Consider the following 18,537-nt stretch of genomic DNA (forward strand, 5'->3'; position numbering starts at 1 on the left):
TTCGGGGTGTAGTCGATCGTATCATCGGTCGGATCGTTCGGTGTGCCGCCATCATTCACTGTAGCTGTACCGTTTGCAGGGGCTACTGTGATGGTAATCGTTCCTGTCGAAGGTCCGTCGCCACCGAAGTTATCGTTGCCAAGTACTACCAGGTTCTGAGGGGTATCCTCATTACCGGCGATGGTATCATCGTTCGCTACTGGTACGTCCGCTGTCGGAGCGTCCGGCGCTACGTTAATCGTCACTACAGCCGTATCGGTATCTCCGTTGGCATCCGCTATCTGGTATGTCAGTGTATCGGTGCCGTTGAAGTTCGCATTCGGGGTGTAATCGATCGTATCATCGGTTGGATCGTTCGGTGTGCCGCCATCATTCACTGTAGCTGTACCGTTTGCAGGGGCTACTGTGATGGTAATCGTTCCTGTCGAAGGTCCGTCGCCACCGAAATTATCGTTGCCAAGTACTACCAGGTTCTGAGGGGTATCCTCATTACCGGCGATGGTATCATCGTTCGCTACTGGTACATCCGCTGTTGGAGCGTCCGGCGCTACGTTAATCGTCACTACAGCCGTATCGGTATCGCCGCTTCCGTCCGCTATCTGGTATGTCAGTGTATCGGTGCCGTTGAAGTTCGCATTCGGGGTGTAATCGATCGTATCATCGGTCGGATCGTTCGGTGTGCCGCCATCATTCACTGTAGCTGTACCGTTTGCAGGGGCTACTGTGATGGTAATCGTTCCTGTCGAAGGTCCGTCGCCACCGAAGTTATCGTTGCCAAGTACTACCAGGTTCTGAGGGGTGTCCTCATTACCGGCGATGGTATCATCGTTCGCTACTGGTACGTCCGCTGTCGGAGCGTCCGGAGCTACGTTAATGGTCACTACAGCCGTATCGGTATCGCCGTTGGCATCCGCTATCTGATAGGTCAGTGTATCGGTGCCGTTGAAGTTCGCATTCGGGGTGTAATCGATCGTATCATCGGTCGGATCGTTCGGTGTGCCGCCATCATTCACTGTAGCTGTACCGTTTGCAGGGGCTACTGTGATAGTGATGGTACCTGTGGATGGTCCGTCGCCACCGAAGTTATCGTTGCCAAGTACTACCAGGTTCTGAGGGGTATCCTCATTACCGGCGATGGTATCATCGTTCGCTACTGGTACGTCCGCTGTCGGAGCGTCCGGCGCTACGTTAATCGTCACTACAGCCGTATCGGTATCGCCGTTAGCATCCGCTATCTGGTATGTCAGTGTATCGGTACCGTTGAAGTTCGCATTCGGGGTGTAATCGATCGTATCATCGGTCGGATCGTTCGGTGTGCCGCCATCATTCACTGTAGCTGTACCGTTTGCAGGGGCTACTGTGATAGTGATGGTACCTGTGGATGGTCCGTCGCCACCGAAGTTATCGTTGCCAAGTACTACCAGGTTCTGAGGGGTATCCTCATTACCGGCGATGGTATCATCGTTCGCTACTGGTACGTCCGCTGTCGGAGCGTCCGGCGCTACGTTAATCGTCACTACAGCCGTATCGGTATCGCCGTTGGCATCCGCTATCTGGTATGTCAGTGTATCGGTACCGTTGAAGTTCGCATTCGGGGTGTAATCGATCGTATCATCGGTTGGATCGTTCGGTGTGCCGCCATCATTCACTGTAGCTGTACCGTTTGCAGGGGCTACTGTGATAGTGATGGTTCCTGTCGATGGTCCGTCGCCACCGAAGTTATCGTTGCCAAGAACTACCAGGTTCTGAGGGGTATCCTCATTACCGGCGATGGTATCATCGTTCGCTACTGGTACGTCCGCTGTCGGAGCGTCCGGCGCTACGTTAATCGTCACTACAGCCGTATCGGTATCGCCGTTGGCGTCCGCTATCTGGTATGTCAGTGTATCGGTGCCGTTGAAGTTCGCATTCGGGGTGTAGTCGATCGTATCATCGGTTGGATCGTTCGGTGTGCCGCCATCGTTCACTGTAGCTGTACCGTTTGCAGGGGCTACTGTGATAGTGATGGTACCTGTGGATGGTCCGTCGCCACCGAAGTTATCGTTGCCAAGTACTACCAGGTTCTGAGGGGTATCCTCATTACCGGCGATGGTATCATCGTTCGCTACTGGTACATCCGCTGTTGGAGCGTCCGGCGCTACGTTAATCGTCACTACAGCCGTATCGGTATCTCCGTTGGCATCCGCTATCTGGTATGTCAGTGTATCGGTGCCGTTGAAGTTCGCATTCGGGGTGTAATCGATCGTATCATCGGTCGGATCGTTCGGTGTGCCGCCATCGTTCACTGTAGCTGTACCGTTTGCAGGGGCTACTGTGATAGTGATGGTACCTGTGGATGGTCCGTCGCCACCGAAATTATCGTTGCCAAGTACTACCAGGTTCTGAGGGGTATCCTCATTACCGGCGATGGTATCATCGTTCGCTACTGGTACATCCGCTGTTGGAGCGTCCGGCGCTACGTTAATCGTCACTACAGCCGTATCGGTATCGCCGTTGGCGTCCGCTATCTGGTATGTCAGTGTATCGGTGCCGTTGAAGTTCGCATTCGGGGTGTAGTCGATCGTATCATCGGTTGGATCGTTCGGTGTGCCGCCATCGTTCACTGTAGCTGTACCGTTTGCAGGGGCTACTGTGATGGTAATCGTTCCTGTCGAAGGTCCGTCGCCACCGAAGTTATCGTTGCCAAGTACTACCAGGTTCTGAGGGGTATCCTCATTACCGGCGATGGTATCATCGTTCGCTACTGGTACATCCGCTGTTGGAGCGTCCGGAGCTACGTTAATGGTCACTACAGCCGTATCGGTATCGCCGTTAGCATCCGCTATCTGATACGTCAGTGTATCGGTGCCGTTGAAGTTCGCATTCGGGGTGTAGTCGATCGTATCATCGGTCGGATCGTTCGGTGTGCCGCCATCATTCACTGTAGCAGATCCGTTTGCAGGGGCTACTGTGATGGTAATCGTTCCTGTCGAAGGTCCGTCGCCACCGAAATTATCGTTGCCAAGTACTACCAGGTTCTGAGGGGTATCCTCATTACCGGCGATGGTATCATCGTTCGCTACTGGTACGTCCGCTGTCGGAGCGTCCGGCGCTACGTTAATCGTCACTACAGCCGTATCGGTATCGCCGTTAGCATCCGCTATCTGATACGTCAGTGTATCGGTGCCGTTGAAGTTCGCATTCGGGGTGTAATCGATCGTATCATCGGTCGGATCGTTCGGTGTGCCGCCATCATTCACTGTAGCTGTACCGTTTGCAGGGGCTACTGTGATGGTAATCGTTCCTGTCGAAGGTCCGTCGCCACCGAAGTTATCGTTGCCAAGTACTACCAGGTTCTGAGGGGTATCCTCATTACCGGCGATGGTATCATCGTTCGCTACTGGTACGTCCGCTGTCGGAGCGTCCGGCGCTACGTTAATCGTCACTACAGCCGTATCGGTATCGCCGTTGGCATCCGCTATCTGATACGTCAGTGTATCGGTGCCGTTGAAGTTCGCATTCGGGGTGTAGTCGATCGTATCATCGGTCGGATCGTTCGGTGTGCCGCCATCATTCACTGTAGCAGATCCGTTTGCAGGGGCTACTGTGATGGTAATCGTTCCTGTCGATGGTCCGTCGCCACCGAAGTTATCGTTGCCAAGTACTACCAGGTTCTGAGGGGTATCCTCATTACCGGCGATGGTATCATCGTTCGCTACTGGTACGTCCGCTGTTGGAGCGTCCGGCGCTACGTTAATCGTCACTACAGCCGTATCGGTATCGCCGTTAGCATCCGCTATCTGATACGTCAGTGTATCGGTGCCGTTGAAGTTCGCATTCGGGGTGTAATCGATCGTATCATCGGTTGGATCGTTCGGTGTGCCGCCATCATTCACTGTAGCTGTACCGTTTGCAGGGGCTACTGTGATGGTAATCGTTCCTGTCGAAGGTCCGTCGCCACCGAAATTATCGTTGCCAAGTACTACCAGGTTCTGAGGGGTATCCTCATTACCGGCGATGGTATCATCGTTCGCTACTGGTACATCCGCTGTTGGAGCGTCCGGCGCTACGTTAATCGTCACTACAGCCGTATCGGTATCGCCGCTTCCGTCCGCTATCTGGTATGTCAGTGTATCGGTGCCGTTGAAGTTCGCATTCGGGGTGTAATCGATCGTATCATCGGTCGGATCGTTCGGTGTGCCGCCATCATTCACTGTAGCTGTACCGTTTGCAGGGGCTACTGTGATGGTAATCGTTCCTGTCGAAGGTCCGTCGCCACCGAAATTATCGTTGCCAAGTACTACCAGGTTCTGAGGGGTGTCCTCATTACCGGCGATGGTATCATCGTTCGCTACTGGTACGTCCGCTGTCGGAGCGTCCGGAGCTACGTTAATGGTCACTACAGCCGTATCGGTATCGCCGTTGGCATCCGCTATCTGATAGGTCAGTGTATCGGTGCCGTTGAAGTTCGCATTCGGGGTGTAATCGATCGTATCATCGGTCGGATCGTTCGGTGTGCCGCCATCATTCACTGTAGCTGTACCGTTTGCAGGGGCTACTGTGATAGTGATGGTACCTGTGGATGGTCCGTCGCCACCGAAGTTATCGTTGCCAAGTACTACCAGGTTCTGAGGGGTATCCTCATTACCGGCGATGGTATCATCGTTCGCTACTGGTACGTCCGCTGTCGGAGCGTCCGGCGCTACGTTAATCGTCACTACAGCCGTATCGGTATCGCCGTTGGCGTCCGCTATCTGGTATGTCAGTGTATCGGTGCCGTTGAAGTTCGCATTCGGGGTGTAGTCGATCGTATCATCGGTTGGATCGTTCGGTGTGCCGCCATCATTCACTGTAGCTGTACCGTTTGCAGGGGCTACTGTGATGGTGATGGTACCTGTGGATGGTCCGTCGCCACCGAAGTTATCGTTGCCAAGTACTACCAGGTTCTGAGGGGTATCCTCATTACCGGCGATGGTATCATCGTTCGCTACTGGTACGTCCGCTGTCGGAGCGTCCGGCGCTACGTTAATCGTCACTACAGCCGTATCGGTATCGCCGTTAGCATCCGCTATCTGGTATGTCAGTGTATCGGTGCCGTTGAAGTTCGCATTCGGGGTGTAATCGATCGTATCATCGGTCGGATCGTTCGGTGTGCCGCCATTGTTCACTGTAGCTGTACCGTTTGCAGGGGCTACTGTGATGGTAATCGTTCCTGTCGAAGGTCCGTCGCCACCGAAGTTATCGTTGCCAAGAACTACCAGGTTCTGAGGGGTATCCTCATTACCGGCGATGGTATCATCGTTCGCTACTGGTACGTCCGCTGTTGGAGCGTCCGGCGCTACGTTAATCGTCACTACAGCCGTATCGGTATCGCCGTTGGCGTCCGCTATCTGGTATGTCAGTGTATCGGTGCCGTTGAAGTTCGCATTCGGGGTGTAGTCGATCGTATCATCGGTTGGATCGTTCGGTGTGCCGCCATCGTTCACTGTAGCTGTACCGTTTGCAGGGGCTACTGTGATAGTGATGGTACCTGTGGATGGTCCGTCGCCACCGAAGTTATCGTTGCCAAGTACTACCAGGTTCTGAGGGGTATCCTCATTACCGGCGATGGTATCATCGTTCGCTACTGGTACATCCGCTGTTGGAGCGTCCGGCGCTACGTTAATCGTCACTACAGCCGTATCGGTATCTCCGTTGGCATCCGCTATCTGGTACGTCAGTGTATCGGTGCCGTTGAAGTTCGCATTCGGGGTGTAGTCGATCGTATCATCGGTCGGATCGTTCGGTGTGCCGCCATCGTTCACTGTAGCTGTACCGTTTGCAGGGGCTACTGTGATAGTGATGGTTCCTGTGGATGGTCCGTCGCCACCGAAATTATCGTTGCCAAGTACTACCAGGTTCTGAGGGGTATCCTCATTACCGGCGATGGTATCATCGTTCGCTACTGGTACATCCGCTGTTGGAGCGTCCGGCGCTACGTTAATCGTCACTACAGCCGTATCGGTATCGCCGTTGGCGTCCGCTATCTGGTATGTCAGTGTATCGGTGCCGTTGAAGTTCGCATTCGGGGTGTAGTCGATCGTATCATCGGTCGGATCGTTCGGTGTGCCGCCATCGTTCACTGTAGCTGTACCGTTTGCAGGGGCTACTGTGATAGTGATGGTTCCTGTCGAAGGTCCGTCGCCACCGAAGTTATCGTTGCCAAGTACTACCAGGTTCTGAGGGGTATCCTCATTACCGGCGATGGTATCATCGTTCGCTACTGGTACATCCGCTGTTGGAGCGTCCGGAGCTACGTTAATGGTCACTACAGCCGTATCGGTATCGCCGTTAGCATCCGCTATCTGATACGTCAGTGTATCGGTACCGTTGAAGTTCGCATTCGGGGTGTAATCGATCGTATCATCGGTCGGATCGTTCGGTGTGCCGCCATCATTCACTGTAGCTGTACCGTTTGCAGGGGCTACTGTGATGGTAATCGTTCCTGTCGAAGGTCCGTCGCCACCGAAATTATCGTTGCCAAGTACTACCAGGTTCTGAGGGGTATCCTCATTACCGGCGATGGTATCATCGTTCGCTACTGGTACGTCCGCTGTCGGAGCGTCCGGCGCTACGTTAATCGTCACTACAGCCGTATCGGTATCGCCGCTGGCGTCCGCTATCTGGTATGTCAGTGTATCGGTGCCGTTGAAGTTCGCATTCGGGGTGTAGTCGATCGTATCATCGGTTGGATCGTTCGGTGTGCCGCCATCGTTCACTGTAGCTGTACCGTTTGCAGGGGCTACTGTGATAGTGATGGTACCTGTGGATGGTCCGTCGCCACCGAAGTTATCGTTGCCAAGTACTACCAGGTTCTGAGGGGTATCCTCATTACCGGCGATGGTATCATCGTTCGCTACTGGTACATCCGCTGTTGGAGCGTCCGGCGCTACGTTAATCGTCACTACAGCCGTATCGGTATCTCCGTTGGCATCCGCTATCTGGTATGTCAGTGTATCGGTGCCGTTGAAGTTCGCATTCGGGGTGTAATCGATCGTATCATCGGTCGGATCGTTCGGTGTGCCGCCATCGTTCACTGTAGCTGTACCGTTTGCAGGGGCTACTGTGATAGTGATGGTACCTGTGGATGGTCCGTCGCCACCGAAATTATCGTTGCCAAGTACTACCAGGTTCTGAGGGGTATCCTCATTACCGGCGATGGTATCATCGTTCGCTACTGGTACATCCGCTGTTGGAGCGTCCGGCGCTACGTTAATCGTCACTACAGCCGTATCGGTATCGCCGTTGGCGTCCGCTATCTGGTATGTCAGTGTATCGGTGCCGTTGAAGTTCGCATTCGGGGTGTAGTCGATCGTATCATCGGTTGGATCGTTCGGTGTGCCGCCATCGTTCACTGTAGCTGTACCGTTTGCAGGGGCTACTGTGATGGTAATCGTTCCTGTCGAAGGTCCGTCGCCACCGAAGTTATCGTTGCCAAGTACTACCAGGTTCTGAGGGGTATCCTCATTACCGGCGATGGTATCATCGTTCGCTACTGGTACATCCGCTGTTGGAGCGTCCGGAGCTACGTTAATGGTCACTACAGCCGTATCGGTATCGCCGTTAGCATCCGCTATCTGATACGTCAGTGTATCGGTGCCGTTGAAGTTCGCATTCGGGGTGTAATCGATCGTATCATCGGTCGGATCGTTCGGTGTGCCGCCATCATTCACTGTAGCTGTACCGTTTGCAGGGGCTACTGTGATGGTAATCGTTCCTGTCGAAGGTCCGTCGCCACCGAAATTATCGTTGCCAAGTACTACCAGGTTCTGAGGGGTATCCTCATTACCGGCGATGGTATCATCGTTCGCTACTGGTACGTCCGCTGTCGGAGCGTCCGGCGCTACGTTAATCGTCACTACAGCCGTATCGGTATCGCCGTTAGCATCCGCTATCTGGTATGTCAGTGTATCGGTGCCGTTGAAGTTCGCATTCGGGGTGTAATCGATCGTATCATCGGTCGGATCGTTCGGTGTGCCGCCATCATTCACTGTAGCCGTTCCGTTTGCAGGGGCTACTGTGATAGTGATGGTACCTGTGGATGGTCCGTCGCCACCGAAGTTATCGTTGCCAAGTACTACCAGGTTCTGAGGGGTATCCTCATTACCGGCGATGGTATCATCGTTCGCTACTGGTACATCCGCTGTTGGAGCGTCCGGAGCTACGTTAATGGTCACTACAGCCGTATCGGTATCGCCGTTAGCATCCGCTATCTGGTACGTCAGTGTATCGGTGCCGTTGAAGTTCGCATTCGGGGTGTAGTCGATCGTATCATCGGTTGGATCGTTCGGTGTGCCGCCATCATTCACTGTAGCTGTACCGTTTGCAGGGGCTACTGTGATAGTGATGGTTCCTGTCGATGGTCCGTCGCCACCGAAGTTATCGTTGCCAAGTACTACCAGGTTCTGAGGGGTATCCTCATTACCGGCGATGGTATCATCGTTCGCTACTGGTACATCCGCTGTCGGAGCGTCCGGCGCTACGTTAATCGTCACTACAGCCGTATCGGTATCGCCGTTAGCATCCGCTATCTGGTATGTCAGTGTATCGGTACCGTTGAAGTTCGCATTCGGGGTGTAATCGATCGTATCATCGGTCGGATCGTTCGGTGTGCCGCCATCATTCACTGTAGCTGTACCGTTTGCAGGGGCTACTGTGATGGTAATCGTTCCTGTCGAAGGTCCGTCGCCACCGAAATTATCGTTGCCAAGTACTACCAGGTTCTGAGGGGTATCCTCATTACCGGCGATGGTATCATCGTTCGCTACTGGTACATCCGCTGTTGGAGCGTCCGGCGCTACGTTAATGGTCACTACAGCCGTATCGGTATCGCCGTTAGCATCCGCTATCTGGTATGTCAGTGTATCGGTACCGTTGAAGTTCGCATTCGGGGTGTAATCGATCGTATCATCGGTTGGATCGTTCGGTGTGCCGCCATCGTTCACTGTAGCTGTACCGTTTGCAGGGGCTACTGTGATGGTAATCGTTCCTGTCGAAGGTCCGTCGCCACCGAAATTATCGTTGCCAAGTACTACCAGGTTCTGAGGGGTATCCTCATTACCGGCGATGGTATCATCGTTCGCTACTGGTACGTCCGCTGTCGGAGCGTCCGGCGCTACGTTAATCGTCACTACAGCCGTATCGGTATCGCCGTTGGCATCCGCTATCTGATACGTCAGTGTATCGGTGCCGTTGAAGTTCGCATTCGGGGTGTAGTCGATCGTATCATCGGTCGGATCGTTCGGTGTGCCGCCATCATTCACTGTAGCAGATCCGTTTGCAGGGGCTACTGTGATGGTAATCGTTCCTGTCGATGGTCCGTCGCCACCGAAGTTATCGTTGCCAAGTACTACCAGGTTCTGAGGGGTATCCTCATTACCGGCGATGGTATCATCGTTCGCTACTGGTACGTCCGCTGTTGGAGCGTCCGGCGCTACGTTAATCGTCACTACAGCCGTATCGGTATCGCCGTTAGCATCCGCTATCTGATACGTCAGTGTATCGGTGCCGTTGAAGTTCGCATTCGGGGTGTAATCGATCGTATCATCGGTTGGATCGTTCGGTGTGCCGCCATCATTCACTGTAGCTGTACCGTTTGCAGGGGCTACTGTGATGGTAATCGTTCCTGTCGAAGGTCCGTCGCCACCGAAATTATCGTTGCCAAGTACTACCAGGTTCTGAGGGGTATCCTCATTACCGGCGATGGTATCATCGTTCGCTACTGGTACATCCGCTGTTGGAGCGTCCGGCGCTACGTTAATCGTCACTACAGCCGTATCGGTATCGCCGCTTCCGTCCGCTATCTGGTATGTCAGTGTATCGGTGCCGTTGAAGTTCGCATTCGGGGTGTAATCGATCGTATCATCGGTCGGATCGTTCGGTGTGCCGCCATCATTCACTGTAGCTGTACCGTTTGCAGGGGCTACTGTGATGGTAATCGTTCCTGTCGAAGGTCCGTCGCCACCGAAATTATCGTTGCCAAGTACTACCAGGTTCTGAGGGGTGTCCTCATTACCGGCGATGGTATCATCGTTCGCTACTGGTACGTCCGCTGTCGGAGCGTCCGGAGCTACGTTAATGGTCACTACAGCCGTATCGGTATCGCCGTTGGCATCCGCTATCTGATAGGTCAGTGTATCGGTGCCGTTGAAGTTCGCATTCGGGGTGTAATCGATCGTATCATCGGTCGGATCGTTCGGTGTGCCGCCATCATTCACTGTAGCTGTACCGTTTGCAGGGGCTACTGTGATAGTGATGGTTCCTGTGGATGGTCCGTCGCCACCGAAGTTATCGTTGCCAAGAACTACCAGGTTCTGAGGGGTATCCTCATTACCGGCGATGGTATCATCGTTCGCTACTGGTACGTCCGCTGTCGGAGCGTCCGGCGCTACGTTAATCGTCACTACAGCCGTATCGGTATCGCCGTTGGCGTCCGCTATCTGGTATGTCAGTGTATCGGTGCCGTTGAAGTTCGCATTCGGGGTGTAGTCGATCGTATCATCGGTTGGATCGTTCGGTGTGCCGCCATCATTCACTGTAGCTGTACCGTTTGCAGGGGCTACTGTGATGGTGATGGTACCTGTGGATGGTCCGTCGCCACCGAAGTTATCGTTGCCAAGTACTACCAGGTTCTGAGGGGTATCCTCATTACCGGCGATGGTATCATCGTTCGCTACTGGTACGTCCGCTGTTGGAGCGTCCGGCGCTACGTTAATGGTCACTACAGCCGTATCGGTATCGCCGTTAGCATCCGCTATCTGGTATGTCAGTGTATCGGTGCCGTTGAAGTTCGCATTCGGGGTGTAATCGATCGTATCATCGGTTGGATCGTTCGGTGTGCCGCCATTGTTCACTGTAGCTGTACCGTTTGCAGGGGCTACTGTGATAGTGATGGTTCCTGTCGATGGTCCGTCGCCACCGAAGTTATCGTTGCCAAGAACTACCAGGTTCTGAGGGGTATCCTCATTACCGGCGATGGTATCATCGTTCGCTACTGGTACGTCCGCTGTCGGAGCGTCCGGAGCTACGTTAATGGTCACTACAGCCGTATCGGTATCGCCGTTGGCATCCGCTATCTGGTATGTCAGTGTATCGGTGCCGTTGAAGTTCGCATTCGGGGTGTAGTCGATCGTATCATCGGTTGGATCGTTCGGTGTGCCGCCATCGTTCACTGTAGCTGTACCGTTTGCAGGGGCTACTGTGATAGTGATGGTACCTGTGGATGGTCCGTCGCCACCGAAGTTATCGTTGCCAAGTACTACCAGGTTCTGAGGGGTATCCTCATTACCGGCGATGGTATCATCGTTCGCTACTGGTACGTCCGCTGTCGGAGCGTCCGGCGCTACGTTAATCGTCACTACAGCCGTATCGGTATCTCCGTTGGCATCCGCTATCTGGTACGTCAGTGTATCGGTGCCGTTGAAGTTCGCATTCGGGGTGTAGTCGATCGTATCATCGGTCGGATCGTTCGGTGTGCCGCCATCGTTCACTGTAGCTGTACCGTTTGCAGGGGCTACTGTGATAGTGATGGTTCCTGTGGATGGTCCGTCGCCACCGAAGTTATCGTTGCCAAGAACTACCAGGTTCTGAGGGGTATCCTCATTACCGGCGATGGTATCATCGTTCGCTACTGGTACATCCGCTGTCGGAGCGTCCGGCGCTACGTTAATCGTCACTACAGCCGTATCGGTATCGCCGTTGGCGTCCGCTATCTGGTATGTCAGTGTATCGGTGCCGTTGAAGTTCGCATTCGGGGTGTAATCGATCGTATCATCGGTCGGATCGTTCGGTGTGCCGCCATCATTCACTGTAGCTGTACCGTTTGCAGGGGCTACTGTGATGGTAATCGTTCCTGTCGAAGGTCCGTCGCCACCGAAGTTATCGTTGCCAAGTACTACCAGGTTCTGAGGGGTATCCTCATTACCGGCGATGGTATCATCGTTCGCTACTGGTACATCCGCTGTTGGAGCGTCCGGCGCTACGTTAATGGTCACTACAGCCGTATCGGTATCGCCGTTAGCATCCGCTATCTGGTATGTCAGTGTATCGGTACCGTTGAAGTTCGCATTCGGGGTGTAATCGATCGTATCATCGGTTGGATCGTTCGGTGTGCCGCCATCGTTCACTGTAGCTGTACCGTTTGCAGGGGCTACTGTGATGGTAATCGTTCCTGTCGAAGGTCCGTCGCCACCGAAATTATCGTTGCCAAGTACTACCAGGTTCTGAGGGGTATCCTCATTACCGGCGATGGTATCATCGTTCGCTACTGGTACGTCCGCTGTCGGAGCGTCCGGCGCTACGTTGATCGTCACTACAGCCGTATCGGTATCTCCGCTTCCGTCCGCTATCTGGTATGTCAGTGTATCGGTGCCGTTGAAGTTCGCATTCGGGGTGTAATCGATCGTATCATCGGTCGGATCGTTCGGTGTGCCGCCATCATTCACTGTAGCTGTACCGTTTGCAGGGGCTACTGTGATGGTAATCGTTCCTGTCGATGGTCCGTCGCCACCGAAATTATCGTTGCCAAGTACTACCAGGTTCTGAGGGGTATCCTCATTACCGGCGATGGTATCATCGTTCGCTACTGGTACATCCGCTGTTGGAGCGTCCGGCGCTACGTTAATGGTCACTACAGCCGTATCGGTATCGCCGTTGGCGTCCGCTATCTGGTATGTCAGTGTATCGGTGCCGTTGAAGTTCGCATTCGGGGTGTAGTCGATCGTATCATCGGTTGGATCGTTCGGTGTGCCGCCATCATTCACTGTAGCTGTACCGTTTGCAGGGGCTACTGTGATGGTAATCGTTCCTGTCGATGGTCCGTCGCCACCGAAGTTATCGTTGCCAAGTACTACCAGGTTCTGAGGGGTATCCTCATTACCGGCGATGGTATCATCGTTCGCTACTGGTACATCCGCTGTTGGAGCGTCCGGAGCTACGTTAATGGTCACTACAGCCGTATCGGTATCGCCGTTAGCATCCGCTATCTGATACGTCAGTGTATCGGTGCCGTTGAAGTTCGCATTCGGGGTGTAGTCGATCGTATCATCGGTCGGATCGTTCGGTGTGCCGCCATCATTCACTGTAGCTGTACCGTTTGCAGGGGCTACTGTGATGGTAATCGTTCCTGTCGAAGGTCCGTCGCCACCGAAGTTATCGTTGCCAAGTACTACCAGGTTCTGAGGGGTATCCTCATTACCGGCGATGGTATCATCGTTCGCTACTGGTACATCCGCTGTTGGAGCGTCCGGAGCTACGTTAATGGTCACTACAGCCGTATCGGTATCGCCGTTAGCATCCGCTATCTGATACGTCAGTGTATCGGTGCCGTTGAAGTTCGCATTCGGGGTGTAATCGATCGTATCATCGGTCGGATCGTTCGGTGTGCCGCCATCATTCACTGTAGCTGTACCGTTTGCAGGGGCTACTGTGATGGTAATCGTTCCTGTCGAAGGTCCGTCGCCACCGAAATTATCGTTGCCAAGTACTACCAGGTTCTGAGGGGTATCCTCATTACCGGCGATGGTATCATCGTTCGCTACTGGTACGTCCGCTGTTGGAGCGTCCGGAGCTACGTTAATGGTCACTACAGCCGTATCGGTATCGCCGTTAGCATCCGCTATCTGGTATGTCAGTGTATCGGTACCGTTGAAGTTCGCATTCGGGGTGTAATCGATCGTATCATCGGTCGGATCGTTCGGTGTGCCACCATCATTCACTGTAGCTGTACCGTTTGCAGGGGCTACTGTGATGATAATCGTTCCTGTCGAAGGTCCGTCGCCACCGAAGTTATCGTTGCCAAGTACTACCAGGTTCTGAGGGGTATCCTCATTACCGGCGATGGTATCATCGTTCGCTACTGGTACGTCCGCTGTCGGAGCGTCCGGCGCTACGTTAATCGTCACTACAGCCGTATCGGTATCGCCGTTGGCATCCGCTATCTGGTATGTCAGTGTATCGGTGCCGTTGAAGTTCGCATTCGGGGTGTAATCGATCGTATCATCGGTCGGATCGTTCGGTGTGCCGCCATCGTTCACTGTAGCTGTACCGTTTGCAGGGGCTACTGTGATGGTAATCGTTCCTGTCGAAGGTCCGTCGCCACCGAAATTATCGTTGCCAAGTACTACCAGGTTCTGAGGGGTATCCTCATTACCGGCGATGGTATCATCGTTCGCTACTGGTACATCCGCTGTCGGAGCGTCCGGCGCTACGTTAATCGTCACTACAGCCGTATCGGTATCGCCGTTAGCATCCGCTATCTGGTATGTCAGTGTATCGGTACCGTTGAAGTTCGCATTCGGGGTGTAATCGATCGTATCATCGGTCGGATCGTTCGGTGTGCCGCCATCATTCACTGTAGCTGTACCGTTTGCAGGGGCTACTGTGATGGTAATCGTTCCTGTCGAAGGTCCGTCGCCACCGAAGTTATCGTTGCCAAGTACTACCAGGTTCTGAGGGGTATCCTCATTACCGGCGATGGTATCATCGTTCGCTACTGGTACGTCCGCTGTCGGAGCGTCCGGCGCTACGTTAATCGTCACTACAGCCGTATCGGTATCTCCGTTGGCATCCGCTATCTGGTATGTCAGTGTATCGGTGCCGTTGAAGTTCGCATTCGGGGTGTAGTCGATCGTATCATCGGTTGGATCGTTCGGTGTGCCGCCATCATTCACTGTAGCTGTACCGTTTGCAGGGGCTACTGTGATGGTAATCGTTCCTGTCGATGGTCCGTCGCCACCGAAGTTATCGTTGCCAAGTACTACCAGGTTCTGAGGGGTATCCTCATTACCGGCGATGGTATCATCGTTCGCTACTGGTACATCCGCTGTTGGAGCGTCCGGAGCTACGTTAATGGTCACTACAGCCGTATCGGTATCGCCGTTAGCATCCGCTATCTGATACGTCAGTGTATCGGTGCCGTTGAAGTTCGCATTCGGGGTGTAATCGATCGTATCATCGGTCGGATCGTTCGGTGTGCCGCCATCATTCACTGTAGCTGTACCGTTTGCAGGGGCTACTGTGATGGTAATCGTTCCTGTCGAAGGTCCGTCGCCACCGAAATTATCGTTGCCAAGTACTACCAGGTTCTGAGGGGTATCCTCATTACCGGCGATGGTATCATCGTTCGCTACTGGTACGTCCGCTGTCGGAGCGTCCGGCGCTACGTTAATCGTCACTACAGCCGTATCGGTATCGCCGTTAGCATCCGCTATCTGATACGTCAGTGTATCGGTGCCGTTGAAGTTCGCATTCGGGGTGTAGTCGATCGTATCATCGGTTGGATCGTTCGGTGTGCCGCCATCATTCACTGTAGCTGTACCGTTTGCAGGGGCTACTGTGATGGTAATCGTTCCTGTCGATGGTCCGTCGCCACCGAAGTTATCGTTGCCAAGTACTACCAGGTTCTGAGGGGTATCCTCATTACCGGCGATGGTATCATCGTTCGCTACTGGTACATCCGCTGTTGGAGCGTCCGGAGCTACGTTAATGGTCACTACAGCCGTATCGGTATCGCCGTTGGCATCCGCTATCTGATACGTCAGTGTATCGGTGCCGTTGAAGTTCGCATTCGGGGTGTAGTCGATCGTATCATCGGTCGGATCGTTCGGTGTGCCGCCATCATTCACTGTAGCTGTACCGTTTGCAGGGGCTACTGTGATGGTAATCGTTCCTGTCGAAGGTCCGTCGCCACCGAAGTTATCGTTGCCAAGTACTACCAGGTTCTGAGGGGTATCCTCATTACCGGCGATGGTATCATCGTTCGCTACTGGTACATCCGCTGTTGGAGCGTCCGGAGCTACGTTAATGGTCACTACAGCCGTATCGGTATCGCCGTTAGCATCCGCTATCTGATACGTCAGTGTATCGGTGCCGTTGAAGTTCGCATTCGGGGTGTAATCGATCGTATCATCGGTCGGATCGTTCGGTGTGCCGCCATCATTCACTGTAGCTGTACCGTTTGCAGGGGCTACTGTGATGGTAATCGTTCCTGTCGAAGGTCCGTCGCCACCGAAATTATCGTTGCCAAGTACTACCAGGTTCTGAGGGGTATCCTCATTACCGGCGATGGTATCATCGTTCGCTACTGGTACGTCCGCTGTTGGAGCGTCCGGAGCTACGTTAATGGTCACTACAGCCGTATCGGTATCGCCGTTAGCATCCGCTATCTGGTATGTCAGTGTATCGGTACCGTTGAAGTTCGCATTCGGGGTGTAATCGATCGTATCATCGGTCGGATCGTTCGGTGTGCCACCATCATTCACTGTAGCTGTACCGTTTGCAGGGGCTACTGTGATGATAATCGTTCCTGTCGAAGGTCCGTCGCCACCGAAGTTATCGTTGCCAAGTACTACCAGGTTCTGAGGGGTATCCTCATTACCGGCGATGGTATCATCGTTCGCTACTGGTACGTCCGCTGTCGGAGCGTCCGGCGCTACGTTAATCGTCACTACAGCCGTATCGGTATCGCCGTTGGCATCCGCTATCTGGTATGTCAGTGTATCGGTGCCGTTGAAGTTCGCATTCGGGGTGTAATCGATCGTATCATCGGTCGGATCGTTCGGTGTGCCGCCATCGTTCACTGTAGCTGTACCGTTTGCAGGGGCTACTGTGATAGTGATGGTACCTGTGGATGGTCCGTCGCCACCGAAGTTATCGTTGCCAAGTACTACCAGGTTCTGAGGGGTATCCTCATTACCGGCGATGGTATCATCGTTCGCTACTGGTACGTCCGCTGTCGGAGCGTCCGGCGCTACGTTAATCGTCACTACAGCCGTATCGGTATCGCCGTTAGCATCCGCTATCTGGTATGTCAGTGTATCGGTACCGTTGAAGTTCGCATTCGGGGTGTAATCGATCGTATCATCGGTCGGATCGTTCGGTGTGCCGCCATCATTCACTGTAGCTGTACCGTTTGCAGGGGCTACTGTGATGGTAATCGTTCCTGTCGAAGGTCCGTCGCCACCGAAGTTATCGTTGCCAAGTACTACCAGGTTCTGAGGGGTATCCTCATTACCGGCGATGGTATCATCGTTCGCTACTGGTACGTCCGCTGTCGGAGCGTCCGGCGCTACGTTAATCGTCACTACAGCCGTATCGGTATCTCCGTTGGCATCCGCTATCTGGTATGTCAGTGTATCGGTGCCGTTGAAGTTCGCATTCGGGGTGTAATCGATCGTATCATCGGTCGGATCGTTCGGTGTGCCGCCATCATTCACTGTAGCTGTACCGTTTGCAGGGGCTACTGTGATGGTAATCGTTCCTGTCGAAGGTCCGTCGCCACCGAAGTTATCGTTGCCAAGAACTACCAGGTTCTGAGGGGTATCCTCATTACCGGCGATGGTATCATCGTTCGCTACCGGTAAATCGTTAACTGAAGTTACATTTAAAGTCAGAATGCCTGTATCAGTATCCGTACCATCGGATACCGTATACTGAATAGCCTGAACCGGGCCATTGAAGTTTGGCGTCGGCACGAATGTATAGCTACCATCCGCATTAATTGTGACACTTCCTTCCGGAATGACTGCTGTATTACCCGCAGGGTAATTGATACCTCCAATTGTAAACTGTGTAATGAAAATCGTATTGAGGTCAATATCGGAATCATTCAGTAGCAGATCGCCAGGAGCTCCGTCCAACACCGTTAATGTTGTATCCTCTGCAGTAGTATTGTTATCATCAACTGCAACCGGAGGTGTATTAACAACCCCAGGCGTCACAAAATCCGTACTGTTTGCCGGAATCGGATCCACTTCAACCCCCGTGATAACCGCTGTATTCGTACGGTTACCCGAAGCGAGCACTGTTACTGTTATCGTGAGCGTTTGGGAACCTCCGTTTGGTAGGTTACCGATATTCCAAACACCAGTAGCAGGATTATACGTTCCTATTGTAGCAACAGACGACTGATACGTATATCCAGACGGCAATACATCGTCAACCTGAACTCCAGTCGAATCACTTGGGCCGTTATTCTGTGCTACAATTGTAAAGGTAATCGTATCACCTGTTGCCGGACTAGGGTTATCAACTGTCTTTGTAACCTGGCGGTCCGCCTGTGGAACCGGAACCGGGGTATTCGAACCTATATTATTTCCTGGAATAGGGTCATTTTCAGTTCCATTGATGGTTGCCGTGTTCGTGTAATTTCCCGAAGCGTTGACAGAAACCGTAATATCAAGTGTTTCAGATGCTCCATTAGCCAAGGTCCCGAGATTCCAAACCCCCGTACCTGGGTTATAAGTACCCGAACTAGCCACGGCAGATACATAGGTATATCCTGTCGGCAATACATCTGTAACCGTGGTATTGGTTGAGTCGCTCAATCCCGCATTCGAAGCTGTCAGGGTAAAGACAATAGTGCTTCCGACATTCGGTGTCGAATTATTCACCGACTTGACTACGCTACGGTCTGCCTGCGGAACCGGAACTGGCGTGCTGCCACCTGTATTGTTGCCCGGAACATCATCCGGTGGTGTAGTCGAAGTAAGGGAAGCGGTGTTGGCATATGTTCCTGAACCA

General features: G+C 53.5%; 1 protein-coding gene (only partly in view). It reads right to left on the bottom strand.

All 18,537 nt of this window come from inside a single coding sequence — locus MKO97_RS00100, Ig-like domain-containing protein (protein ID WP_241104043.1), on the bottom strand. Of the gene's 42,231 coding nucleotides, 11,345 precede the window and 12,349 follow it; the stretch shown corresponds to coding positions 11,346-29,882 — codons 3,782 (partial) to 9,961 (partial); reading right to left, the first codon wholly in view occupies positions 18,534-18,536. Both the start codon and the stop codon lie outside the window.

This window comes from Flavobacterium sp. HJ-32-4, assembly GCF_022532105.1.
Taxonomy (GTDB): domain Bacteria; phylum Bacteroidota; class Bacteroidia; order Flavobacteriales; family Flavobacteriaceae; genus Flavobacterium.